General features: G+C 65.8%; 17 protein-coding genes. 3 read left to right on the forward strand and 14 right to left on the reverse strand.

The annotated features are described in order from the left end of the window. The 3 genes from dxs to Q0672_RS20365 all read right to left on the reverse strand — a co-directional run. On the reverse strand, window positions 1-1,318 hold a 1,318-nt coding region (dxs, locus tag Q0672_RS20355), incomplete at its 3' end, for a 1-deoxy-D-xylulose-5-phosphate synthase (protein ID WP_298625223.1). A gap of 61 nt (window positions 1,319-1,379) precedes the next feature. Then, a complete protein-coding gene (locus Q0672_RS20360; RefSeq protein ID WP_298625225.1) occupies window positions 1,380-2,276 on the reverse strand; it encodes a polyprenyl synthetase family protein in 897 nt (298 codons plus the stop codon). After that, a complete protein-coding gene (locus Q0672_RS20365; protein WP_298625227.1) occupies window positions 2,273-2,500 on the reverse strand; it encodes an exodeoxyribonuclease VII small subunit in 228 nt (75 codons plus the stop codon). Before Q0672_RS20365 ends, Q0672_RS20360 begins: the two co-directional genes overlap by 4 nt. Before the next feature lie 128 nt (window positions 2,501-2,628). On the opposite strand from Q0672_RS20365, the gene Q0672_RS20370 reads away from it, so the two are divergent. After that, window positions 2,629-3,732: an aromatic ring-hydroxylating dioxygenase subunit alpha gene (locus Q0672_RS20370; RefSeq protein WP_298625229.1), complete on the forward strand. Its 1,104-nt coding sequence runs from the start codon at window positions 2,629-2,631 to the stop codon at window positions 3,730-3,732. 69 nt (window positions 3,733-3,801) lie between these two features. Here the strand turns inward: Q0672_RS20370 and Q0672_RS20375 are convergent, their stop codons facing one another. Both Q0672_RS20375 and Q0672_RS20380 read right to left on the reverse strand, forming a co-directional pair. After that, window positions 3,802-5,628 carry a TolC family outer membrane protein gene (locus tag Q0672_RS20375; protein ID WP_298625232.1) on the reverse strand — a complete coding sequence of 609 codons (1,827 nt, stop codon included), beginning with the start codon at window positions 5,626-5,628 and terminating at the stop codon, window positions 3,802-3,804. A 100-nt stretch (window positions 5,629-5,728) separates the two neighbouring features. Continuing rightward, window positions 5,729-5,950, reverse strand: a complete 222-nt coding sequence (locus Q0672_RS20380) for a hypothetical protein (RefSeq protein ID WP_298625234.1) — start codon at window positions 5,948-5,950, stop codon at window positions 5,729-5,731. A 44-nt stretch (window positions 5,951-5,994) separates the two neighbouring features. Here Q0672_RS20380 and Q0672_RS20385 point away from each other — a divergent pair, with 44 nt between their 5' ends. Beyond that, window positions 5,995-6,627, forward strand: a complete 633-nt coding sequence (locus Q0672_RS20385) for a transglutaminase-like cysteine peptidase (RefSeq protein WP_298625236.1) — start codon at window positions 5,995-5,997, stop codon at window positions 6,625-6,627. Window positions 6,628-6,637: 10 nt separating this feature from the next. Further along, on the forward strand, window positions 6,638-8,563 hold the full coding sequence (locus tag Q0672_RS20390) for an EAL domain-containing protein (RefSeq protein WP_298625238.1): 1,926 nt from the start codon (window positions 6,638-6,640) through the stop codon (window positions 8,561-8,563). 141 nt (window positions 8,564-8,704) lie between these two features. On the opposite strand, the gene Q0672_RS20395 is transcribed toward Q0672_RS20390, so the two are convergent. From Q0672_RS20395 to ileS, 9 genes are all read right to left on the reverse strand, one after another. Continuing rightward, window positions 8,705-15,115 carry a retention module-containing protein gene (locus Q0672_RS20395; RefSeq protein ID WP_298625240.1) on the reverse strand — a complete coding sequence of 2,137 codons (6,411 nt, stop codon included), beginning with the start codon at window positions 15,113-15,115 and terminating at the stop codon, window positions 8,705-8,707. 163 nt (window positions 15,116-15,278) lie between these two features. Beyond that, a complete protein-coding gene (locus Q0672_RS20400; protein WP_298625243.1) occupies window positions 15,279-15,908 on the reverse strand; it encodes a response regulator transcription factor in 630 nt (209 codons plus the stop codon). A 23-nt stretch (window positions 15,909-15,931) separates the two neighbouring features. Further along, window positions 15,932-17,338 (reverse strand): HlyD family type I secretion periplasmic adaptor subunit, encoded by a 1,407-nt coding sequence (locus tag Q0672_RS20405; protein WP_298625245.1) that lies wholly within the window; start codon window positions 17,336-17,338, stop codon window positions 15,932-15,934. A 5-nt stretch (window positions 17,339-17,343) separates the two neighbouring features. Further along, window positions 17,344-19,548, reverse strand: a complete 2,205-nt coding sequence (locus Q0672_RS20410; RefSeq protein ID WP_298625247.1) for a type I secretion system permease/ATPase — start codon at window positions 19,546-19,548, stop codon at window positions 17,344-17,346. 211 nt (window positions 19,549-19,759) lie between these two features. Continuing rightward, a complete protein-coding gene (locus tag Q0672_RS20415) occupies window positions 19,760-20,071 on the reverse strand; it encodes a hypothetical protein (protein ID WP_298625250.1) in 312 nt (103 codons plus the stop codon). A gap of 30 nt (window positions 20,072-20,101) precedes the next feature. Next, window positions 20,102-21,034, reverse strand: a complete 933-nt coding sequence (gene ispH / locus Q0672_RS20420) for a 4-hydroxy-3-methylbut-2-enyl diphosphate reductase (RefSeq protein WP_298625252.1) — start codon at window positions 21,032-21,034, stop codon at window positions 20,102-20,104. 17 nt (window positions 21,035-21,051) lie between these two features. Beyond that, window positions 21,052-21,483: an FKBP-type peptidyl-prolyl cis-trans isomerase gene (locus Q0672_RS20425; protein ID WP_298625254.1), complete on the reverse strand. Its 432-nt coding sequence runs from the start codon at window positions 21,481-21,483 to the stop codon at window positions 21,052-21,054. Continuing rightward, on the reverse strand, window positions 21,480-21,974 hold the full coding sequence (lspA, locus tag Q0672_RS20430; RefSeq protein ID WP_298625255.1) for a signal peptidase II: 495 nt from the start codon (window positions 21,972-21,974) through the stop codon (window positions 21,480-21,482). Before lspA ends, Q0672_RS20425 begins: the two co-directional genes overlap by 4 nt. 31 nt (window positions 21,975-22,005) lie before the next feature. Next, window positions 22,006-24,810 (reverse strand): isoleucine--tRNA ligase, encoded by a 2,805-nt coding sequence (gene ileS / locus Q0672_RS20435; RefSeq protein ID WP_298625257.1) that lies wholly within the window; start codon window positions 24,808-24,810, stop codon window positions 22,006-22,008. Between the last annotated feature and the right edge of the window lie 14 nt (window positions 24,811-24,824).

The raw sequence follows: 24,824 nt of genomic DNA on the forward strand, positions 1-24,824 counted from the left end.
GGGTGGCGCCGTCGGCGCCGACGAGGCCGGCGCGGTCGATGGCCATCATCACCGGAAGATTCTGCAGGGCGATGTCGTGGATGAGCTGGTCGTAGGCGCGCTGCAGGAACGTGGAGTAGATCGCCACCACCGGCTTGAAGCCTTCGCAGGCAAGGCCTCCGGCGAAGGTCAGGGCGTGTTGCTCGGCGATGCCCACATCGTAGTAGCGATCGGGGTATTCGTGGGCGAAGCGGACCATGCCCGAGCCTTCCCGCATGGCCGGCGTGATGGCGATAAGCTGCTTGTCGATGGCTGCCATGTCGCATAGCCAGTCGCCAAAGACCTGCGTGTAGGTGAGCTTGCCACCGCCCTTGGCGTCCTTGCCGGTGGCGATGCCGGCCGTGTGGTCGAACTTGGAGACGCCGTGATAGAGGATCGGGTCGGCTTCGGCGAGCTTGTAGCCCTGGCCTTTGCGCGTGATCACATGCAGGAACTGCGGACCTTTGAGGGTTCGCAGGTTCTGCAAGGTGGGGAGCAGGGCTTCCAGGTCGTGGCCATCGATCGGGCCGATGTAGTTGAAGCCGAATTCCTCGAACATGGTGCCGGGCATGACCATGCCCTTGACGTGCTCCTCGGTCCGGCGGGCCAGTTCGATGACCGGTGGCGGGAGGTTTTCGAGGACGCGCTTGCCGATCTTGCGGGCGCCGGTGTAAAGGCGCCCGGATAGCAGCCGGGAAAGGTGTTTGTTGAGGGCGCCCACCGGCGGCGAGATGGACATCTCGTTGTCGTTGAGAATGACCAGCAGATTGGTGTCGTGGATGTCGCCGGCGTTGTTGAGGGCCTCGAAGGCCATGCCCGCGGTCATTGCGCCGTCGCCGATCACCGCAATGGCACGGCGGTCCTCGCCGCGCAGGCGGGCCGCCTCAGCCATGCCCAGGGCGGCGGAGATCGAAGTGGACGAGTGGGCCGTGCCGAAGGTGTCGTAGAGGCTTTCGCTGCGCCGCGGAAATCCGGAAATCCCGTGATGCTGGCGCAGGCTCGCCATGCCGGCACGACGGCCGGTGAGGACCTTGTGGGCGTAGGTTTGGTGGCCGACGTCCCAGACGATGCGGTCTTCGGGGGTGTTGAAGACGTAGTGCAGAGCGATGGTCAGTTCGACCGTTCCGAGGTTGGAGGACAGGTGGCCGCCGGTACGGGAGACAGAATCGATAAGAAAGTTGCGCAACTCCGCGGCCAGGGCGGGAAGGGCTTCAGGTTCGAGCTTGCGCAGGTCTGCGGGCGACGCGATCTTGTCCAGCAGGCCGGTGCGGGTTTGGGCGGGCTGCGTTGCGTGAGGCATTCCGGGTTACCGGGTCGTTAATCGGTGGTGTTCGAGTTGCTGAAGTGGCTCTGGCTGGGGCTCAGAACTGTCGGCGGACGATGAAACGCGTCAACTCGGCAAGACGCTGACTCGACTCGCCGAAGGCGGCAAGTCGGTCGAGGGCGTCCTGGCACATCTCTTCGGCCAGTTCGCGGGCTCGGGTGACGCCGAGCAGGCTCACATAAGTCGGCTTGTCGTTGGCGGCGTCCTTGCCGGCTGTCTTGCCGAGCGTGGCGGTGTCGGCCTCGGTGTCGAGAATGTCGTCCACGATCTGGAACAGCAGGCCGATGACTTTGCCGACATGGTCGAGCGAAGCCATTTCGTCGTCGTCGAGCAGGCGACCGCATTGTACGCCAAGGTTGATCGAAGCCCGGATCAGCGCGCCGGTCTTGTGGATGTGCATGAACTCCAGTTCGGCAAGGCTGAGCTGAAGGCCGACGGAGGCCAGATCGATGGCTTGGCCGCCGCACATGCCGCGGGAGCCGGTGGCTTGGGCGAGTTGGCGGATCATGGCGATCTGGCGCTGGGGGTCGTCGCTCACGGCTGCGTCGGCGATGTGCTGGAAAGCCTGGGTCTGCAGCGCGTCGCCCACCAACAGGGCGGTGGCGTCGTCGTATTGGACGTGGACGGTGGGCTTGCCGCGGCGCAAGACGTCATCGTCCATGCACGGCATATCGTCGTGGACCAGCGAATAGGCGTGGATCATCTCGATGGCGCAGGCGACCCGGTCGAGGCGCTCCGGTGCGGCGCCGGTGAGCTGGCCGGCGGCATGTACGAGCAGCGGACGTACCCGCTTGCCGCCGCCGAGAACGGCGTAGCGCATGGCTTCGTGCAGGCGGGCGGGCACGATTTCAGCGTCGGGCAGGGCCTGATCGAGGGCGGATTCGGTACGCTGTTGGATGTCGCCCATCCATTGGCTGAACGTGGCGGCGGTCATGGCTGGGGGTCTCCCGGAGTGGCTTCGGCGTCGAGGACGCGGATGGTTTGCTCGGCCTTGGCGAGTTGAGTCTGACAGTGGCGAAGAAGGGCGATACCGCGCTGGTAGGCGGTGAGGGCTTCGTCGAGCGGTAGCTGGCCATTTTCCATTTGCTGGACAATGGTTTCCAGTTCGGCGACGGCGGATTCGAAGCTGGCAGACTTGCTTGAGGGTGTTTTGACCATGCGCGGCCGGATTCGAGGTGAGGCAAACCGTAAAAATAGCCTATCGTCGGGCTTCAGGTCAAACGCGTAATATCATATAATGCTCGGCTTTACGTTTCGGGCTTTCGCCTTGATCAAGGGGGTTCGGGATGTCTGACATCGCTTCTCAGGCACTTCTTTCTCCGGCAGTTTCGCAGTTGCCGGTCTCGTGGTATTTCGACGAAAAGATCTTCGAACTGGAGAAGCGCGTCCTCTTCGACGCCGGTCCCGGCTATGTCGGCCATGAACTCATGGTGCCGGAAGCCAACCAGTTCCGCTCGCTCGAGTGGTTGGATCACTCGAAAATGCTGATCAACCGGGATGACGGTTTTTACCGGATGTCCAATGTCTGCCGTCATCGTCAGGCAATCATGCTGCAGGGCTCGGGTGTGGCGGACCGGAACGTCGTGTGTCCGATTCATCGCTGGACCTACAACCCGGATGGTCTCCTTATCGGCGCGCCGCACTTTCCGGAAAATCCCTGCCTCAACCTGCATCGTGAAAAGCTGGAGCGCTGGCAGGGACTGTTGTTCAAGGGGCCGCGTTCGGCGAACTCCGATCTGGCGGGTCTGCAGATGGCCGGCGAACTCGATTTCAGCGGCTACAAGCTCGACAAGGTCGAAATCCACGAGTGCAACTACAACTGGAAGACGTTCATCGAGGTCTATCTCGAGGACTACCACGTGGTTCCGTATCACCCGGGGCTGGGGCATTTTGTCACCTGCGACGATCTGACCTGGCAGTTCGGCGAGTGGTATTCGGTGCAGCGGGTGGGCATCACCTCGCTGAAAAAACCGGGCTCGCCGGCCTACAAGCGGTGGCACGAGGCCGTGATGAACTACAGCGGCGGCGAGATGCCGAAGCACGGCGCGATCTGGCTGACCTATTTCCCCAACATCATGGTCGAGTGGTATCCCCATGTGTTGGTGGTGAGCACATTGATTCCGACCGATGTGAACAAGACGACCAATGTCGTCGAGTTTTACTATCCGGAAGATATCCTGGAATTCGAGCGCGATTTCGTGGAAGCCGAGCAGGCGGCCTACATGGAAACGGCCATCGAGGACGACGATATCGGCGAGCGGATGGATCGAGGACGTCGTGCGCTGCTGAAGGAAGGTCGCAACGAGGTTGGCCCCTATCAGTCGCCCTATGAAGACGGGATGCAGCATTTCCACGAGTTCTATCGCCGGATCATGCAGCCGCATCTTTGACATTGCGATCATGTGAGCCAAAAAAGAAGGGAGCCCGCCGGCTCCCTTCTTTTTTGGGCGATCGCTCGGTCAGCGGTTGGATTCGCGAACGATCTTCCATTGACCGTTTTCGAGCTGGTAGCGGAGCGTCTTGTTCGTCGTGTCCTTATAGCCGTTCGAGCGGTAGTTCTGCACGAAACTGGCTTCTGCGGAATCGGATGACAGGCTGCGCACGTTCAGATTGCTCACATCGACGCCGAGTGTGCCGGGCTTCGAGATTCGCTGCTGGCGACGCGCCATCCAGTCGTCGACGCTGCCTTGATCGGGCTTGAACTGGGTCGAATAGAACGACTTGTAGGTTTTGAAGTCCTTGGCCGACCAGGCGGCCGCCCACGATTTCACAAGGGATTCCACCGTAGCCGCAGCGGGGGCTGCTGCCGGGGCATTGACGACGGCGCCGGCTGCCACTGCATTGGCCATCGGCAGCAAGGTGGCGGCGGGTTGCGGGCGGCCCCGCATCGCGCCTGCGGTGTCGAGGGGGTCGACGACCGGAAGCACCGAACTGCATTGCTGGGCTTCGTCTTCGGTCGGTTCGGTGACGTCGGCTTCTTCGGGGCCGACGCGCGAGACGGGCGCGAGCTGGACGGTCGGCAGGATGCGGTGGGTCTGGGTCAGCACGCGCAGTTGAGCTTGGATGAGGTCGTAGCGGGCGCGGGTGCTGGCACGCTTGGCTTCGAACAATTCGTTCTCGGTGTTGAGCACGTCGAGCAGGCTGCGCTGGCCAATGTCGAACTGCTGGCGGTAGGCGTCGCGGGCTTTTTCGGTGGAGAGCTGGTGCTGGTCGAGATAGCCTTGCTGTTCCTTGAGTTTGCGGACGTCGTTCCAGGCGATGGCGGTTTGCTGCCGGATGTCGCGGCAGGCTTTGTCGCGCAGATCGGTGGCGTTGTAGTGCTGCTCGTGGGACTGGCGGATGCGCGCTTCGTCGGCACCGCCTTTGAAGAGGTTCCAGTTCATCAACACCTGCAGGGCACTGGTGTTGGTGTCGCCGGTAACGCCGAGGAGGTTGCGGTCCATGCCGGTGCTGGCCCGGAATTCGACCGTCGGCAGGTTGTTGGCGCGCTGCACGTCGATATTGGCGCGGGAGGCGCGGATGTTGGCAACGGCGGCACGGAAGCTCGGGTTGTCTCCAATGGCCTGCTTGAGGACGTCCTTTTCGGCCGGCAGCTTGTCGGCAAAGGCCGGCGGCGTTTCCAGCTGGTCGGCCGGGCTTTCCCCGACGATGCGCTGGAAGCGCTGACTGACGTCGTGCAGGTTGGAGTTTTCGGTGAGCCAGTTGGACTGGGCCAGGGCGAGCCGGCCGAAGGCTTGTTCGAGGTCGACCCGGCGACCGACGCCGGCTTTCACGCGACGTTCGATCTGGTCGACGGTTTCCTTGTGGATGGCCCAGTTTTCCTGGGCGAGGGCGCTCAGCTCGCGATAGCGCAGCACGTCGAGATAAGCACGGGCGGCTTCGTAAGCGGTTTCGTCGGTGGTGCCGAGGAGTTCGAAGTAGCGGGTGGCGCGGGCGAAGCCGAGGCGCTTCACATCGTTGCGGGTGGCAAAGCCGTCGAAGAGGATTTGCCGTAGTTGCAACTGGTAGCCCGGCCGGTTGTAGCTGCTCGGCAGGCTGGTCGGGGTATCCCGGCGTTCGCGGCCGGTGTAGCCCTGGAGGTCGACCCGCGGAAAGAAGGCGCCGCGAGCAACGTCCCGTTCTGCGTCGGAAGCCTGATAGTCGTGAAGCCGGGCGAGAACTTCCGGGTTGCGAAGGATGGCTTTTTCGATTGCGTCGGGCAGTGTGCCGGAAGTGGCTGCATAGGCCGACGACATGGCCAGCAGAGAAAGCGTCAGGCTGACTGACAGTTGCGTTGCTTTGAACATTTTCATCTCGGTATCGGGCGTGCCGCGGTTCAGACTACGAGCGAATTCATTTGGGGTGTGCGCCCGAATTCTAAGTGTCTAAGACACACAAGGTTGCGCACTATTTGGGTTTTTTCTTGGCACGTCGGGCGATATCGAGCCGGTGAATTAATTTTTCACAGTTGGCGGCTTGCCAAGGGCCGAGCTCAATTTTTTCTTCGCGATGCCGTTGATTTCCAGCTGTTTGCCCAAGGCGCGCAGGTCCGCGAGGGGCAAGCGAGCAGAATTTCACATGCCATTTTTCCTGAATATTCCATGCGGTTTTTCGCGGTTTTCCGTTCATGCTTTCGTCCGGCGCCGTTTTGCCGGCGGTGGGGAATGGCGGGAATGGCGTCGATGCTGCTGGCTGGCCTGGCGTCGGGCGGCTTCGAAATCGAACATATGCGGCAGTTGGCCCAGCAGCGTTTCGGCGCTGCGGCGGTCGAAGCGGTGGATGCCTGGCGCGCGGCATTGGCGGGCTGGCGCGATATGCCGGAAGAAGAACAGTTGCGGCGGGTCAATGAATTCTTCAATCGCCGGATTCGTTTTGCGGACGATCCGGTGGTCTGGGGGCAGCCCGATTATTGGGCAACGCCGCTGGAAACGCTTGGTCGCGGCGCGGGCGATTGCGAAGATTTCGTTTTCGCAAAATATTTCAGTTTGCGTGAGCTCGGCGTGCCGGAAAATCGACTGCGCATGACTTACGTTCGGGCGCAGATCGGCGGGCCGGGCAGCAGCGTGAGTCAGGCGCATATGGTGCTGAGCTATTACGCATCGCCCGAGGCGGTTCCGCTGGTGCTCGACAATCTCATCGCGACGATTCGTCCGGCGAGTGCCCGTCCGGATCTCGCGCCGGTTTTCAGTTTCAATACGCAGGGTGTTTTCGTGGGTGGGGCGAATCAGGCTTCGACGCCGGTGGATCGCTTGTCCCGCTGGCGGGAATTGCTGCTGCGCATGCGTACAGAAGGCTACGTGCCTTGAAGGAATCGAAATGTCCCTCTTGAGACGATTGTGGATCAGCGTGGTCGTGGCGATGGGCGTGGTGCTCGCCGGAGCGTTTGCGGTGAGTCTGATCACCGCGCGTGGCTATCTCGAGCAACAGCTTCAGGCGCAGTCGGGAGATGGCGCGGTGTCGCTGGCTCTATCCATGTCCCAGCAGAGCAAGGACCGGGCAACCATGGAGCTGCTGGTCACAGCGCTGTTCGACGGTGGGCATTACCGCTTGATCCGCTTTACCGATGGGGCCGGCCGGGTTGTCGTGGAGCGCTCCCAGCCCGACGTGGCCGACGTGCCGGACTGGTTGATTGCGGTTTTGCCGATGAACGTCCGGCCCGGGCAGGCGCAGGTGAGCGACGGTTGGCGTCAGGTCGGGCTGGTGACGGTCGAGGCGGCGCGGGGCTATGCCTACCGCTCGCTGTGGCGCGGCATGCTGCAACTGGGCAGCTTGATGCTGGCGATCGGGTTGTTATGGGCGATGGGCGTGTCGGCACTGCTGCGCTGGGTGCGCCGGCCGCTGGCCGAAATGGCGGAGCAGGCCGAGGCGATCGGCGCCGGTCAGTTCCGGGTGCTGGCGGAGCCGAAAGTGGTCGAGCTGCAGAGCATGGCGCGGGCACTCAATCACATGTCCGAGCGGGTGCGTGCGCTCTTTGCCGAGCAGGCGGCGCGGATTGCCCGGTTGCGCGACGAAGGCAGCCGCGACCCCGGCACCGGTTTGCTCAACCGGGCCTGCTTCGGTGGCGAGTTGCGCCGAGTGCTGTCGGAGGCGGACGTCCATCCGACGGGTTGTCTCGGCATGCTCCGGATTGCCGATCTGGTCATGCTCAACCAGCAGCTTGGGCGGGCGCGCACCGACGAGTGGCTGGTGGCGGTGGCCGCGGCCTTGCAGGGCAGTTTCGACGGTGTCGAGGACGGATCGCTGGCGCGCGTGGGCGGCGCCGAGTTCGCCATTCTTTTGCCGGGACTTTCGGTCGAGGACGGCCGGGCGGTCTTGGAACGGATGTGCAGTGCCGTGGCGGCCCTCGATCTGCAGTTGGACGGCGCGCCGGGCCTGCGGATGAACGCGGCGGTGGTGACCTACCGGCGCGATGAAAACCCCGGCGAGGTGCTGGCAAGGGTGGATTCGGCGCTGATGCGGGCCGAGGCGGCCGGTGCACTGGTCGCCGAGGCGGACCGGACATCGCTGCCGATCCCGGTTCCCGGCGAGGGGGCTTGGCGGGAGATGCTGGAAGGCGCGCTGGCTCGCCACGATTTCTCGCTGGTGGATTATCCGGTGCTGTCCTGCGACGGCGCCCTGGTCCACCGGGAGGTGATGTTGCGCCTGCCGCTGCCGGACGCGGGGGGCGTGCTGACGGCCGGGGCGTTCATGCCGGCGGCGGTGCGGGTGGGACTGGCGTCGGCTTGCGACCTCGAGGCGCTACGCCTGGGTTTGGCCCGCCTGCATGCCTCGCCCGATCCGGTGGCAATCAACGTGGCGCCCCGTTCGCTGATCGAGCCGGGCTTTCTCGATCGGCTGGACGTTCTGCTGGCAACGGCGGGGAGCGATGCGGCACGGATTGCGGTGGAAGTCAGCGAACGCGGGCTGGATGCGAATCTGGCGGGCCTGGAGGCCTTGGCCGAGGTGCTGGGACGTCACGGTGCCCAGTTGGGGATAGAACACTTCGGACGCCAGTTGGCGGCGCTGCCGCGCTTGTATGCGATCCGTCTCGCTTACCTGAAGCTGGACGGCAGCTTTGTGGCGGGTCTTCACGAGAATGCGGGCCATCGGCGTCTGGTGAAGGCGATCGTGGATGTGGCCCGCAGCCTCAACGTGGCGGTTTACGCCGAGCAGGTTCATACCGCCGAGGAGTGGGCGGCAGCGGCCAGCCTCGGGGTGGGCGGCATGACCGGGCCGGAGGCGTCGCGGCGTCTGGCCGGATAGCCGTGTCGGGCAGGCTGCCCGAATCCGTCGATGCAAAAAAAGGAGGCTCCGGTTTGGAGCCTCCCTTGGTTTACCCGCCGGTTCGACGATGCTTCCGGCAGGGCGAGCCATTTTGCCCTGCCGGACGCTGCCGGCGCTGCTTCAATCGGCGCTGAGTTTGCCCTTGGTCAGCAGGTCTTGAATGATCTGCGTGTCGTTGGACAGGGCGCCGCTGTTGGTGAGGTCGACACCCTGCAGGACGATCTTCTGGTCGGTGGCGCCGGCGACGAAGCTGCCGCCGGTATAGCCGCCGTTGGTGCTGACATGAACCACCGTGTCCGCGCCCGATTTCTCGAAGTGCAGATAGTTGCCGAGGTTACCGCTGAGATTGCCGGTGTGGAGTTCTCCCTGCAGCAGATCGCGCAGGTCGAGCACGTCGCCACCGCTGGTCGCATTGCCGGGGCTGGCAGTGTTGAAGTCGGTGATGGCATCGACTGCCGGCTTCGCGGTGGTGCCGGCGTCGCCGAGGTTCCACTTGAAGGTGTCCGCGCCGAGACCGCCGGTCAGGGTGTCGTTGCCGGCACCTCCGGCGATGATGTCGGCGGCACCGCCTCCGTGGACGATGTCGTTGCCGCTGCCCCCCGCGATGTTGTCGCGCCCGTCGCTGCCGGTGATGTCGTCGTTGCCCGCCGAACCGGTGAGCTGCGCGCCGGTGCGGACCAGCCAGTGCCCGTTCTGGTTCGGATCTTCGATGATGTCCTGAAGCGCGTTGAGGGTCGGCGCGCTGCTCGGGGTAAACAATGCGAAGTCGTCGGTGCCGAGGGTCTTGTAGGCGGTATCGGCCTCGCCGGTGTGTTTCACCTCGACACGCAGGCGGGCGTTGCCGCCTTGTTCCCAATAGAGGATTTCGATGGGCTGCAGGCCGCTGGCGAGACTGACGTTGCTGTAGATGCGGGCGGTTGGCGACTGGATGTTGTCGAACATGGCCACCGTCTGGCCGGCGATGTTGAGCCGGAAACCGTCGTCGGCGGTGACGCGGATGTCGTAGCTGCCGCCGTCGAGGTTGACCAGACCCACCATGCGCATGCCGGAATCCGTGGTGTTGCCGATTCCGGTCGTGGTGTGCAACTGGGCGGTGTCGGCGCCCGTGGTGTTGCCACGCAGGAAGTCGTACAGCGCGCCCGAGTTGATGGCGAGGTTGGCGCCCACGGTGGGATTGTTGCCGAGGTTGCCATTGACGGCGCCGACGGTCGTGGTGCCGGTGGTGTAGCCGAAACCGTAATCGATCTTGTCGGCGCTGAAGGTGGCGTCGGCGCCGGTCGCCGTGGCGGCATTGTAGGTGCCGATGATCTGCTGCCCGCTGCGGCCGTCGACGATGCCGACCATGTCGGAGACGTGGTCGAAGTTGCCGTACTTGGTGTCGTCGGCATGAAGGCGGGTGTTCGAGCCGCTGACGGTTTCGTTGTAACCGTAGTACTCGCCGGTGAGGCCGAGGTTGGTTGCGGCGATTCCGGTGGTGGTGCTGGCCAGGTTGACGACGTTCTCGGCCTGGCGGCTCACGTCGAAGGTGACGCTCGAATTGGCGGTATCGCCGTCGTTGTCGATCAGCGTGAAGCTGAAGCCGTCCTTGACCAGTGTGGTGATCGTGGCGATCGGCGTGTAGGTGTAGCTGCCGGTGTCGAGGTTGACGCGCAGGCTGCCGCCGGTGGCGGTGGCGATGACGATCTGGTGAGTCGCGGCGTCGTAAGTGCCGTGGCTGGTGCCGCCGGAGGTGGTGACGGCGTTTCCGACCGGGTTGTAGGTGTAGGTGACTCCGTCGACCGTGAGGTTGAGGATGTGTCCGCCGTCGGCCCCGAATCCGCTCGTGCCGAGGAGGCCGCCGGAGAGGAGTTCGCCGCTGGCCGGTTGCGGAACCGTGGCTTGCAGGGCACTGCTGAGCTGGTTGAAGTCGCTGATGACCTGGCCGTTGAGGTTGGTGCCGGTCGCCCCGTTGTAGGCAATCGGATCGAGCGGTGTCTGGGCGGCGCCGGTTCCCATGCCGAGGGCGAAGGTCGTGATCTGGTTGTTTTGCAGGAAAGTCTTCCAGGCGGCTTCGTCCGCGGTGCCGATGTCGGTGCCGGAGTTGGGCTGGCCGTCGGAAAGGAAGTAGGCAATGTTCTGCCCGGAGGCCAGTTTTCCGGTGGAGGCGTAGGCGGTTTGGCCGGCGGCCAGCGCGGCATCGTAGTTGGTGCCGCCGACTGCGCTTAGCGCGGCCAATTGGGCTTTTGCATCGGCGACGGTGGTCCAGGTGTCGCCTTGCTGCGCCGCCGTGCTGCTGAAGGTAACGAGGCGCACCCGTACTTCGCCGAACTCGTCGTAGCGGTCGAGAAGGGCATTGAGGGCGTTGATCGCGGTTTGCAGGCGGGTGGAGCCGCCGACGCCGTCGGTTCGGATCATGCTGGCCGAAACGTCGAGCATGATCAGCAGGTTGCTATCCACCGGCGCCACCGCGATGTTCTGAGTGATCGCAGAAGCGACAGGGGCATCGTCCTCGACGTTGATCGTCAGGCTGCTGGCGGTGGTGGCGATGCCGTCGCTGACATTGACGCCAAGGGCGATGCTGCGCACGTCTTCGCCGGCGGTGTTGGCGTGGTCGATCGGCCCGGAGAGCTTGACCGAATAGTTGCCGTCGTCGGCGATGGTGGCGCGCAGGATTTCAACCCCGCCGGCGCTGCCGATGAGGGTCTTGCTGCCGCTGCCAGTCCAGGTGATCGCCACGCCGCCGGAAGTGAGGGCCGTGGTGGGCGCGACAAGCGTGGCATTGAGCGCGTTGCCGTCGGCGTCGGACAAACTGAGAACGCCGCTGGCGCTGGTCAGATTGGTCGTGTCGCTGCTGCCGGCGAGGGCTGTGGTGTCGGCAATGCCGCCTGCGAGGCCTTCCTCGGAAACGCTCACGTTGGCCGTGCCGACCACCGGCGCGTCGTTGGTACCGGTGACGGCGATGTGCAGCTCGGCGGTGTCGAAGCCGCCCTTGCCGTCGCTGACGGTGTAGGTGAACACGTCGTCGGCGGTGGCGCCGAGGGCCAAGGCGTTGGCCTTGTCGGCGACGTAGGTGTAGCTGCCGTCGGCATTCAAGGTGAGGGTGCCGTAGGTGCCGGAAAGCGCGGTGCCAACCGTGCCGGCGGTGCCGCTGCCGGTCTCGAGGCCGGTGCGGATCGCGCTGACGGCCAGCGGGCCGCCGTCGATGTCGGTGTCGGTGCCTGCCGGGTTGGAGGCACTCGCGATCACGCCGTTGGCGGCGGAGACGGTGAGGGTGGCGTCTTCGGCAACCGCGCCGGCGTCGTTGGCGGCGACCGGGGCGTCGTTCACTGCGGCGACATTCACCGTGGCCGTTGTGGTGGACAGGCCGCCTTGGCCGTCGCTGATCGTGTAGGTGATTTCGACCGGGCCATTGACGTTGGCCGCGGGGGTGAAGGTGAGGGTGCCGTCGGGGTTGATGACGACGCTGCCCTTGGTCGGGTCGACCAGCGCCTGGGTGACGGTGAGGGGGTCGCCTTCGGGGTCGGTGTCGTTGCCGAGGACGGCGAACTTGACGGCGGTGTCTTCCGCGGTGTCGGCCAAGTCGGGGTTGGCGACCGGCGGGGTGTTGGCGCCGGCGATGGTGATGCTGAGGATGGCGTTGGCGCTGCCGCCGTGGCCGTCGTTGACGGTATAGGTGAAGTCGTCCTGCAGGGTGGCGCCCTTGGGGAGGCCGGCGACGGCGGGATTGGCGGTGTTCTGGATGTAGCTGTAGTTGCCGTCGGCGTTCATCGTCAGGGTGCCGTAGAGGCCGCTGATGACGGTGGCGCCGCTGACCGGGACGCCGCCGGCGATGCTGACGACCAGCGTGTCGCCGTCCACGTCGGTGTCGGTGCCGGCGGGGTTGGTGATGACATTGCCGGTGGCTTCGACGGTGTCGGTCTTGACGAGGCTGTTGGCGTCGTTGCGGGCGACGGGATCGTCATTGAGCGGGGTGACGGTGAGGCTGACGGTGGTGACGACGCTGCCGCCCTTGCCGTCGGAGACGGTGACGGTGAAGCTGTCCGGGCCGTTGTAGTCGTGGTTGGGCGTGTAGGTGTAGGTGCCGTCCGGCTGGACGCTGACGGTGCCGTTGGCGGGGCCGTCCTTGAGGACGAAGGTGAGCGGATCGCCGTCGGGGTCGGTGGCGGTCAGGGCGCCGGAGATGGGTTGATCTTCGGGCGTGGTTTTGCTGTCGGGCGTGACGACGGGGGCGTCGTTGGTGCCGTCGATGGTGATGGTGACTTTGCTCGGGGTGCCATCGATGGTGGCGACCGTGAAGCTTTCGGTGAGCGTGTCGCCGGCACCGAGCGCCTGGACTGCCGGGTTGTCGTTGTGGAGGCCGTAGGTCCAGTTGCCGGCGGCGTCGAGGGTGAAGCTGCCGTATTGGCCTTCGACGCCGCTTTGCGGGCGGAAGGCGGCTTCGCCGGCGTCCACGTCGGTGACGGTGAGCTTGCCGCCGGTGCCAAGAGTGGTGTCTTCGATTACGTTGCCGCGGCCTTGATCGACGATGGCCGGGTCGTTGGTGCCGACGACGGTGATGGTGATGGTGCTGGTGGTGCCGTCGGTGAGGCTGACCGGGAAGGTTTCGGTGCGGGTCTGGCCCTCGCCGAGGCTTTGCACGGTGTTGGAGGGGTTGTCGAGGGTGTAGGTCCAGCTGCCGTCGGGGTTGAGGGTGAGGTTGCCGTAGGCGCCGGGGGTCGAGGGTTGGGCGACGAAGCTGGCGCCGCCGCTGGCGGTGAGCACGCCGTTGGTGAAGATCGGGTTGTCTTCCTTGACGATGCCGACGCCGGGTGCGCCGATGACTTCGTTCAAGCCGAGGATGGTGACGACGACCGTGCTTTCGGTGCCGTCGATACTCTTGACGGTGAAGGTTTCGCTGCGGCTGTCGCCTTGGGCGAGGTTCTGGACAAGGGGGTTGCCGTTGTCGAGGGTGTAGGTCCACTGGCCGGCGGCGGTGATGCTGAAGCTGCCGTAGGTGCCGGGCGTGCCGGCCTGGGTCTGGAAGGCGGCTTCGCCGGGGTCGGCATCGGTGATGGCGAGGGTGCCGGAGGCGAGAAGCGTGGTGTCTTCCTGGACGGTGCCGGCGCCGGTGCCGATGTTGGCCGGGTGGTTGACCGAGGAGACGTCGATGGTGGCGGTGGCGGTGGATTGGCCGCCTTTGCCGTCGTTGATCGTGTAGGTGACCTCGACCGGGCCATTGACGTTGGCGGCCGGGGTGAAGGTGAGGGTGCCGTCTGGGTTGACAGTGATGCTGCCCTTGGCCGGGTCGACGCTGGCGCTCGTGACGCTGAGCGGGTCGCCGTCCACGTCGGTGTCGTTGCCGAGCACGTTGAAGGTGACGGGGGTGTCTTCGCGGGTGGTGGCGGTGTCGTGGGTGGCGACGGGGGCGTCGTTGGTGCCGGTGACGGCGATCGTGACGGTGGTTTCGGTGCCGTCGACGCTCTTGACGATGAGGGTTTCGGTGACGCGTTCGCCTTCTTTCAGCGCCTGGACCGCCGGAAGGGTGTTGTCGAGGGTGTAGGTCCAGGCGCCATTGGCGTCGATACTGAAATGGCCGTAGTTGCCTGCGGTGTTGGTCTGCGGCTGGAAGGCGGCTTCGCCGGCATCCGGGTCGACGATGCTGAGGGTGCCGGTGGCGGTGGTCTGCGCGGCGGTGTCTTCCTTGACCGCGCCGCTGCCGCTGCCGAGGGTGGCGGCGTCGGGCACCGGGGCGATGTCGATGGTCGCGGTGGTGGTGGAGGTGCCGCCCTGGCCGTCGGCAATGGTGTAGGTGACGGTGACCGGGCCATTGACGTTGGCGGCCGGGGTGAAGGTGAGCGTGCCGTCGGCATTGACGGTGACGCTGCCTTTGGCCGGATCGACGGTGGCGCCGGTGACGGTGAGCGCATCGCCGTTGGCGTCGGTGTCGTTGCCGAGCACGGCGAAGGTGACGGGCTTGTCTTCGGTGGCATCGATGCCGGTGTCGGGGTTGGCGACGGGCGGGGTGTTCGCTGCGGCGGCGGTGGTCGTGGCAGTGGTGGCGCCGGAAACGGGCCGGAAGTCGATGCTGTCGGTGGTGCCGCTGTAGCTGTAGGAGATCGGCGTGACGTCTTCGAGGATGCGCACCAGGCGCACGAAGTCGTGGGTCTGGTCGCCGACGCCGCCACCGGCGAGACCGGCGGCCGGGTCTTCGAGGTCTTCGAACGGATCTTTGCCGCTGTTGAGCGCCTGGATGACTTTATCGGCTTCGGCGCCAAGATTGGATACGACGTTTTCGCTGCGTTCGGGCACGGCGGTGGCGAAGAGTTCGTCGTTGAGGAGGAGTTCCCGATCCGGCCCGACGCTGAGCTTTGCACCGCTTGGCAGCTGTAGTTCGACGACGGCGCCGGCTGCGGTGACGATGGCGTCCCCTTCGGCAACCACGTCGCCCGGCTTGATGGCGGTGAGTTTGCCGCTGCTGTCGCGCAGATAGGCGTCGCCCTGCACGAACACGACGGTGCCTTTGGTGTTGGTGTTGGTGGCGGTTGCGGCGACGGGGGTAGCGGGGGTGGCCATGGCGGGCTCCGGTAACGGTTTGATCAGATGTCGGAGAATCTACGGATTCGCAGGGGGCGTTGCCATTGTCCACGAGGACAGGACCCGTGACGGATGCAACGGGAAGGCGCAGATCGGGCAGCGGTGCGAGGGGCCGACGGGCATCGGCCCTCGTGGGGGGCGTTCAGCGCACCCCGTGGACGCGCAGCGCCAGCTGCAGGCGGTCGGCGACCTGCAGCTTTTCGAAGACGGCCTTGAGGTGGGCCTTGACGGTGCGTTCGGTGATGCCGAGGGCGGTGGCGATGGCGAGGTTGCTGTCGCCGTTGGCGGCCAGTTGGGCGGCTTCCCGCTCCCGTTCGGTGAGCGGGCCGGCCCAGTCGGCGATGCCGGCGCGGGGCAGGCGGCTGTCGACAAGGCGCAGCAGTCGCGACAGTAGCGCACGACCCACCCACAACTCGCCGCCGGCAATGACGTCGAGCGCCTGACGCAGGGTGTCGAGGGGGGCGTGGCTGTGGCAGTAGCCGCTGGCGCCGGCATTGAGTGCGGCCAACCCTTCGTCGTCGTCGGGTTTCGACGAGGCGGCGAGAATGGCGAGGCCGGCGGCATTGCGCTGCCAGCCAGGCTGCGTCCATAAGGGCGGCATGCCGGCTTTGGCCTTGCCCAGGTCGAGGACGACGAGGCGATGGCCGGCTGTGCGCCAGGTGTCGAGATCGTCGAGGCTGCGGGCGCGCACCGGGGAGGTGGCGAGGCCTTGCCAGCGTTCGGCGAGCAGGTCGTCGTCGGTAAGGATCAGGAGTGGTCGCGTGGAACTCATGGCGGATCGCATCGAAGGGTGTCTCAACGCTCGGTGAGGGCGCTGGCCTTGGCCCGCAGCACGGGCTTCATGAGGTAGCTGAGGAGGGATTTCTTGCCGGTGAGGATGTCCACTTCGGCGACCATGCCGGGAATGATCGGCATGTGGGCGTCGCCGATGGTGCTGCGGGTGGTGCGTACCCGCACGATGTAGAAGGCGTTGCCTTTTTCGTCGGTGATGGTGTCGGCACCAATCTGTTCGAGGGTGGCCTCGAGGCCGCCATAGATCGAGAAATCGTAGGCGGTGAACTTCACCAGCGCCGGCTGGCCCGGGCGCAGGAAGGCGATGTCCTTGGGCTGGACGCGGGCTTCGAGGAGGAGCGCGTCGTCGCTTGGCACAATCTCGATGATTTCCTTGCCGGGCTGGACAACGCCACCGACGGTGTTGGCGAAGAGCTGCTTCACGGTGCCGTTCATCGGGGCGCGGATTTCCGCCTGCTTGACCCGGTCGGCGAGGCCTTCGCTGCCGGCCGAGAGGGCGGCGAGCTTGGCGTTGGTGTCGGAGAGTTCGCTCCGGGCCTGGTTGCGCATGTTGAGTTCGACTTCCTCGATCTTGCGCTGGGCTTCCGAGATCGAGGCCTGGATGCGCGGGATTTGCGCACTTGAGCTGTCTCGTTCGCCGCGGTAGCGGGCCACGTCCCGTTCGAGGCGCAGGAGTTCCACTTCGGACACGGCACCGGTCTTGGCGAGGGGCCGGGTGACTTCCAGTTCGCGGGCGGTGAGGTTGTAGCTCTGGGTGGCCTGTTCGCGCTTGGCGGTGACTTCGTTGAGTTCCTGACGGCGCTGGGAGAGTTGCTGGCTGGCCACCCCGACGGTGGCGTCGAGTTCGAGGCGTTTGTTCTCGTAGGCGCTGCGCTCCTGCTCGATCAGATCGGGGGCTTCCTTGACCAGTTCGGGCGGCGGGACGAAGGGTTTGCCGCTGGCCACCGCGGTGAGCCGCGCGGCCTTGGCGAGCAAGGCGATGTACTGGGCGCGGTTTTCGCGCAGGGACGAGACGAAGCGGGTCGGGTCCACCTTGAGCAGAAGCTGGCCGGTTTTGACCTGCTGGCCTTCTTTGACGAGGATTTCGGAGACGATGCCGCCGTCGAGGCTCTGCATTACCTGCACCTGGCGCGATGGGATGACCTTGCCTTCGCCACGGGTGACTTCGTCGAGCTGGGCGAAGGCAGCCCAGACGATCAGCACCAGCACCGCGGCGACGGTGAGCAGTACGGCGATGCGGCTGCCGCGCAGCTTCTGCTCGGCCATGGCCCATTCGGCGTCGGCCATGTAGTCGGCGTCGTCGTGGATTTCCTTCTTTTCGGCGCCGTCGAGGATGCGGTCGAAGGCGCGCGAAGCGCGTTGGTAGAGGGCGGCGTAGGTGCGCTGGAGCAGGGCAAGGAGTTTTTTCATGGCGATCACCCGGCTCGTCCGATGCGGCCCTGCTGGAGGGCTTCGACCACCTGCGCCTTCGGTCCGTCGGCGACGATGTGGCCTTGGTCGAGGACGATCAGACGGTCCACGAGGTCGAGCAGCGAGGTGCGGTGGGTGACGAGGATGATCGTCTTGCGGGTCGCAAAGCGGCGCAGGCGCTGCTTGAGGCCTTCTTCGCTCTGGTGGTCCATGCTGCTGGACGGTTCGTCGAGGAGCAGCACCGGCGGATCGTTGAGCACCGCGCGGGCGATGGCCACCGCCTGACGCTGGCCGCCGGAGAGGGATTCGCCCCGCTCGCCGATGGGCATCTCGAAGCCTTGCGGGTGGGTGTTGGCGAACTCGCGCACACCGGCCAGATCGGCCGCCGCGAGGATCGCGCTGTCGTCGGCAAAGGGCGCGCCCATCGCGATGTTCTGCTTGAGGGTGCCGTAGAAGAGGGTTACGTCCTGGGGCACGAAGCCGATGGCGCGGCGCAGCTCGGCCGGATCGATCTGGCGGGAGTCGATGCCATCGACCAGCACTGCGCCCTCGGTGGGCTGGTAGAGGCCGAGGATCAGCTTTTCGATGGTGGTCTTGCCGGAACCGATGCGGCCGATGATGGCGACCTTCTCGCCGGCCTTGAGGCGGAAGCTGATCTTCTTGAGCACGGCCTGGTCGCGGCCGGGGTAGCAGAAGCTCACGTCCTTGAACTCGATGTCGCCTGTGAAGCTGGGGCGATGCACGAAGCTGGCGCCCTCGGGGCGTTCGACCGGCAGGTTCATGTGGGTGCCCACCGAGGCGAGGGAGGTGCGGGCGTTCTGGTACTGCATCATCAGCCCAGCCACCTGGCCCAGGGGCGCCATGGCGCGGCCGGAGAGCATCGACGCGGCGATGATGCCGCCCATCGACATGTTGCCTTCCGAGAGCTCATACACCCCGACGATGATCACCGCGATGTTCACCAGCTGCTGCATGAGCTGGGCGAAGTTGACCGTGCCCGAGGAGAGCAGCTTGAGCCGGCCGCTGACCTGGGCGATGAACAGGGTGGCGCGTTCCCACTGGCGCTGGACGCTGCTTTCGGCGCCGAGGGTCTTGAGGGTTTCGAGGCCCACGAGGCTCTCGACCAGCGTGGCGTTGCGCTGGGCGCTGGCCCGGTAGGTGGTTTCGGTGAGTTCGTGCATCTTGTCCTGGGCGACCAGGGTGACGAACAGCACGGCGAGCATGCCCACCAGCGGCGGCACCAGCAGCCACGGGGAGATCCAGGTCATCACGACCAGGAAGAGCAGCACGAAGGGCAGATCGATCAGTGTGGTGACGGTGGCCGAGGCGATGAAGTCGCGCACGCCTTCGAAGGCGCGCAGGTTGGCGGCAAACGAGCCGACCGAGGCTGGCCGTGCGTCCATCCGCAGGCCGAGCACACGCTCCATGATGCGGGCCGACAGCTGCACGTCGATGCGCTTGCCGGCGGTGTCCACGATGTAGGCGCGCAGGGTGCGCAGACAGAAATCGAAGCCGAGCACGAGGATCGCCCCGACGGCCAATACCCACAGGGTTTCGACCGCGTGGTTGGGCACGACGCGGTCGTAGACCGTCATCGAGAACATCGGGATGGCCAGGGCGAACAGGTTGACCACCAGCGCCGCCAGCAGCGTGTCGCGGTAGAGCCGCCAGTTCTCGAAGACCGTGCCCCAGAACCAGTGGGTCGAGCGCACGGCCTTGACCTGCGGTGCGCGGGCCTCGAAGCGGAAGCGCGGGCGGACGAAGCACACCAGCCCGGTGTAGAGGGCGGCGAGCTGTTCGCCGCTGAGGATGTCGGCGGATTCGCCGGCCTCGGGGAAACGCACCCGGGCGCGGCCATCCGGCAGGCGTTCGAGGAGGATGCAGGCGCGGCGGTCGTGGAGCAGCAGGATTGCCGGCAGCAGGCTGGGGGTGATCGCCTCGACGGGCTTGCGCACGATGCGGGCGGAGAGCCCGGCGCGGGCCGCAGCGCGGGGCAGCAGGGACGGGGTCAGGCAGTTATCGACCAGCGGCAGGCCGGCGGAGAGTGCCGCGCCGGTGAAGGGGTTGCCGTGGATCTGGGTGAGGATGACCAGCGCGTCGAGCAGGGGGTCGTCGTGGGTGATCGTCACGCCCGGATGCCAGTCGGCATCGACGGGGGCGGGGCCGCCTGCTTGGGCGGCGGAAGAAGCGGAAGGTGCGGCGTCGGTCATCGGCACAATCGTAAATGGGGTCGTTTCTCGACCAGGCAAGGGGCTTGCCGTGCCTGGGCAGATCGCCGGGGATGCCGGCGGACGTCCGGATTGTAGGGATAACGGGCGAGGGCGGGGGAACTTGAGCCTTCAGGCGTCCGATGCCGGACGGTTTTGCGGAGCATGCCGGGTGGTGCGACCGGGCCCCTGGCGGGCCCGGCGGGGTGGGGCGTCAGATGATGTCGCTGGGCCCGAGGAGATCGAGACCCTGGCGCAGGCGCGCCCGGGCGCCCTTGCGGGCCAGCAGCTTGCGCTGGGCGTCAGGCGGCAGATCGGTGAGGCGCAACAGGCCCCGGTCGATCAGCACGTCCACCACGTCCTCGATGACGCGGATGAGGTCGGCATCGAGGCGGGCGAAATCGCCCGAGCCGGTGAGGGCGGCGCTATCCGGGTGGCCGAGGGGGAGCTCTTCCTCGTGGCCGGGGCCGGCCTCGGTGAAGAGGGCAACGACCCGACCGGTGGCATCGCGTTGGACGTAGGGCATGGCGGCTCCGGGGTTGGAGGACGGACGGGCTCAGGCCGCGGGCGTCTGGAGTTCCTTGGGCAGCGGGAAGGTGATGCGCTCGGGCACGCCCTCGAGAGCGCGGACGGACGCGGCACCCAGTGCCTTCAGGCGGGCGATGACCGATTCGACCAGCACTTCCGGCGCCGACGCGCCGGCGGTGACGCCGATGCGGCGCTTGCCGACGATCCAGGCCGGATCGATGGCCTCGGCGTTGTCGATGAGGTAGGCGGGCACGTTGAGGAGCTCGGCCACTTCACGCAGGCGGTTGGAGTTGGAGCTGTTGACCGAGCCCACCACCAGCACCAGATCGGACTGGGGTGCCATGAACTTCACGGCGTCCTGGCGGTTTTGCGTGGCGTAGCAGATGTCGTCCTTCTTGGGGCCGACGATGTTCGGGAAGCGCTCGCGCAGGGCCGTGACGATGGCGCCGGCGTCGTCCACCGACAGGGTCGTCTGGGTGACGTAGGCGAGCATGTCCGGATTGGCGACGACGAGGCCGGCCACATCGGCGGCGTTCTCGACGAGGTGGATGCCGTCCTTCACCTGGCCCATGGTGCCTTCAACTTCCGGGTGGCCCTTGTGGCCGATCATGATGACCTCACGGCCCTGGTCGCGCATGCGGCCGACTTCGAGGTGCACCTTGGTGACCAGCGGGCAGGTGGCATCGAACACGCGCAGGCCGCGGGCGTCGGCCTCGGCGCGCACCGACTGGGGCACGCCGTGGGCGCTGAAGATCACGGTGTTGCCGGCGGGCACGTCGGAGAGGTCTTCGATGAAGATGGCGCCCTTGGCGCGCAGGCCTTCGACGACGAAGCGGTTGTGGACGACTTCATGGCGCACGTAGATCGGTGCGCCAAACTGGGCCAGCGCCCGTTCGACGATCTCGATGGCACGTTCGACGCCGGCGCAGAAACCGCGGGGATTGGCGAGCAGGACTTCCATGGCTTTCCTCGTGTCGCTCAGTTGACGCCGATGATCTGGACTTCGAAGCGGATCGCCTTGCCGGCCAGCGGATGGTTGAAGTCGATGGTGGCGTGGGTGTCGCCGACTTCGCGGATCAGGCCGGGGTAGCGGGTGCCATCGGGGGCGGTGAATTCCATGATGACCAGCGGCTCGACGGCGGCGCCATCGGGGAAGTCTTCGAGGCGGACCTTCTCGACGAGGTCGTCGCGATAGGCGCCGAAGGCTTCTTCGGGCTGGAGCAGGAACGTGTGGTGTTCGCCCACGGCGGTGCCGGCGAGGCAGCGCTCGAGGGTCGGCAGCAGATCGCCGCGGCCCAGGTGCATGGTGGCCGGCGTGGTCTCGAAGGTGCTGATGAGCGACTGGCCGTTGTCGAGGGAGATCCGGTAGTGGAGGGTGACAAGGCTGTCGGGCTGGACGATCTGGGTCATGAAAGTTTCTCTTGAATGGGGGCGTGGCGGCTTTCGCGGAACTGGGCGACGAGCATCAGCGTGACACCCACGCAGATGGCCGAATCCGCCACGTTGAATGCCGGCCATCCGTAGCGGCCGACGTGGAAATACAGGAAGTCGACCACCGCGCCGAACACGAAGCGGTCGATGACGTTGCCGATGGCGCCGCCGATGATGAGCGAAAAGGCCAGCGGCTGCAGGAACTCGTGCTGATGCCGGGCGAGAAGGCGCAGCAGCCAGCCGCAGATGACCGTGGCGAGGGCGACGAAGAACCAGCGCTGCCAGCCGGCCTGATCGGCCAGAAAGCTGAAGGCGGCGCCCGGATTGAAGGCCAGCACCAGATCGAACCAGTCGGTGATGTGGATGACCTCTCCGGTGCGCAGCTCGCCGCGCACAAGATGCTTGGTCAGTTGATCCACGAGGACGACGATGGCCGACAGGCCGATCCAGTTGCCGAGGCGAAGTTTCAAGGGCGGGGCTCCAGGCTTTCGGGTTGTGGGGTCAGGCGGCGCTGCGGGCTTCGCCGGCGCCGTGCAGATTGGACGTGCAGCGGCCGCAAAGTTCCGGATGCGCGGCGTCGTGGCCGACATCGGCGCGGTAGTGCCAGCAGCGGTCGCACTTGGCGTGGGCGGACGGGGTGACGACGATGGCTTCGGCGGTTTCGTCGGCGGCCTTCACCAGGGTGGTCTTCGAGCAGATCAGCACGAAGCGCAGGTCGTCGTCGAGGCTGGCGAGCAGGTCGTAACGGCCGCCCGCGGCGCGGATCTCGACTTCGGCCTGCAGGGACGAGCCCACCTGGCCGGCAGCGCGCACGGCTTCGATTTCCTTCTGCACGTCGGCGCGGATGGCGCGGATGGCCGTCCATTTGTCGAGCAGGGTGTCTTCGCCTTCCTGGGCCGGCAGGGTGTGGAAGGTGTGCAGCATCACGCTGTCGTCGGCGTCCTTGCCCAGCAGCAGCCAGATTTCCTCAGCCGTGAAGGAGAGGATCGGCGCCATCAGTTTGACCACCGACTGGAGGATGTGCCACAGGGCGCTCTGGGCGGCGCGACGGGCGGTGGAGTTGGCCTGGGTGGTGTAGAGGCGATCCTTGAGGATGTCGAGATACACCGCGCCGAGGTCTTCAGAGGCGAAGTTCTGCAGCGCTTGGACGACACGATGGAACTCGAAGCGTCCGTAATCGGCTTCGGCCTGGGTCTGCAGTTTGCGGGTCAGGGCCAGCGCGTAGCGGTCGATCTCCAGCCACTCCTCCACCGGCAGCATGTCGGCCTGCGGGCTGAAGTCAGCGGTGTTGGCGAGCAGGAAGCGCAGGGTGTTGCGGATCCGCCGGTAGGATTCGACCACCCGGTCGAGAATCTCCTTGGACATGGCGAGCTCGCCCGAATAGTCCGTAGAGGCAACCCACAGGCGGAGGATTTCGGCTCCCATTTTTTCAGTGACTTCCTGGGGCAGGATGGTGTTGCCCAGGGACTTGCTCATCTTGCGGCCTTGCTGGTCGACGGTGAAACCGTGGGTCAGCAGCGCCTTGTAGGGCGGGTGGCCGTCGATGGCGCAGCCGGTGAGGAGCGACGAGTGGAACCAGCCGCGGTGCTGGTCGGAGCCTTCGAGGTACAGGTCGGCGCGCGGGCCGGTGGCGTGGCCGTCATTGTGGGAGCCACGCAGCACATGCCAGTGGGTAGTGCCGGAGTCGAACCATACGTCCAGCGTGTCGCTGATCTTTTCGTACTGGGCGGCTTCGTCACCCAGCAGCTCGGCGGCGTCGAGCTTGAACCAGGCGGCGATGCCTTCCTGCTCGATGCGCTTGGCGACTTCTTCCATCAATTCGACGGTGCGCGGGTGGAGTTCGCCAGTCTCGCGGTGGAGGAAGAACGGGATCGGCACGCCCCAGTTACGCTGGCGCGAGATGCACCAGTCGGGACGGTTGGCGATCATGGCGTGCAGGCGGGCCTGGCCCCAGGACGGGAAGAACTGGGTGGCATCGACGCCGCCAAGGGCGAGCTCACGCAGGCTGGGGCCGCCGTTGGGCTTGATATCCATGCCTACGAACCACTGGGCGGTGGCGCGGTAGATCAGCGGCGTTTTGTGGCGCCAGCAGTGCATGTAGCTGTGGCTGATCTTTTCGTGGGAGAACAGCGCGCCCACTTCCTGCAGCTTTTCGACGATGACCGGGTTGGCCTTCCAGATGTGCAGGCCGCCGAAGAAGGGCAGGGATTCGGCATAGACGCCGTTGCTCTGCACCGGGTTGAGGATGTCGTCGTTGGTGAAGCCGTTGGCCTTGCAGGAGTTGAAGTCGTCCACGCCATAGGCCGGGGCCGAGTGGACGATGCCGGTACCGGCATCGAGGCCCACGTAGTCGGCCACGAAGACCGGCGAGACGCGGTCGTAGAACGGGTGGCGGAAGGTGATGCGGTCGAGCTTGTCGCCGTTGGTCTTGGCGACGATCTTGCCCTCGAGGCCGAAGCGCTTGAGGCTGGATTCGGTGAGCTCGGCCATCAGCACCAGCAGGCCGCGGGGGGTGTCCACCAGCGCGTATTCGTGCTCGGGATGGACGTTGAGGGCCTGGTTGGACGGAATCGTCCAGGGCGTGGTGGTCCAGATCACCGCGTAGGCGTCCTTGCCGGCAGGCAGGGCGGCGAGGCCGAAGGCGGCGGCGAGCTTTTCGGGCTCGGCGCAGACGAAACCCACGTCGATGGCGGGGCTCTGCTTGTCCTGGTATTCGACCTCGGCCTCCGCCAGCGCCGAGCCGCAGTCGAAACACCAGTTGACGGGCTTGAGGCCCTTGAACACCCAGCCGCGTTTGACCATCTCGGCCAGCGCCCGCACTTCGCCGGCTTCGTTGGCGAAGTTCATGGTCAGATAGGGGTTGTCCCAGTCTCCCAGCACACCGAGGCGGATGAATTCCTTCTTCTGAACTGCCACTTGTTCGGTGGCGTAGGCCCGGCACAGTTCGCGTACCTTATCGGCGGGCAGACCCTTGCCGTGGGTGACTTCGATCTTGTGCTCGATGGGCAGGCCGTGGCAGTCCCAGCCGGGCACGTAAGGTGCATCGAACCCGGCCAGTGTCTTGGACCGGACGATGATGTCCTTGAGGATCTTGTTGAGGGCATGGCCCAGGTGAAGGTTGCCGTTGGCGTACGGGGGGCCGTCGTGCAGGACGAACTTCGGGCGGCCGGCCGAGGCCTTGCGGATCTTCTGGTAGAGCTTCTTCTGCTGCCAGTCGGCGATCCAGCCCGGCTCGCGCTTGGCGAGATCGCCCCGCATGGGGAAGGGGGTGTCGGGCAGGTTGAGGTCGTTGCGCTTCTGGGACATGGTTCTATGCGGCC

Source organism: uncultured Zoogloea sp. (genome assembly GCF_937894855.1).
In the GTDB taxonomy this organism is placed as follows: domain Bacteria; phylum Pseudomonadota; class Gammaproteobacteria; order Burkholderiales; family Rhodocyclaceae; genus Zoogloea; species Zoogloea oryzae.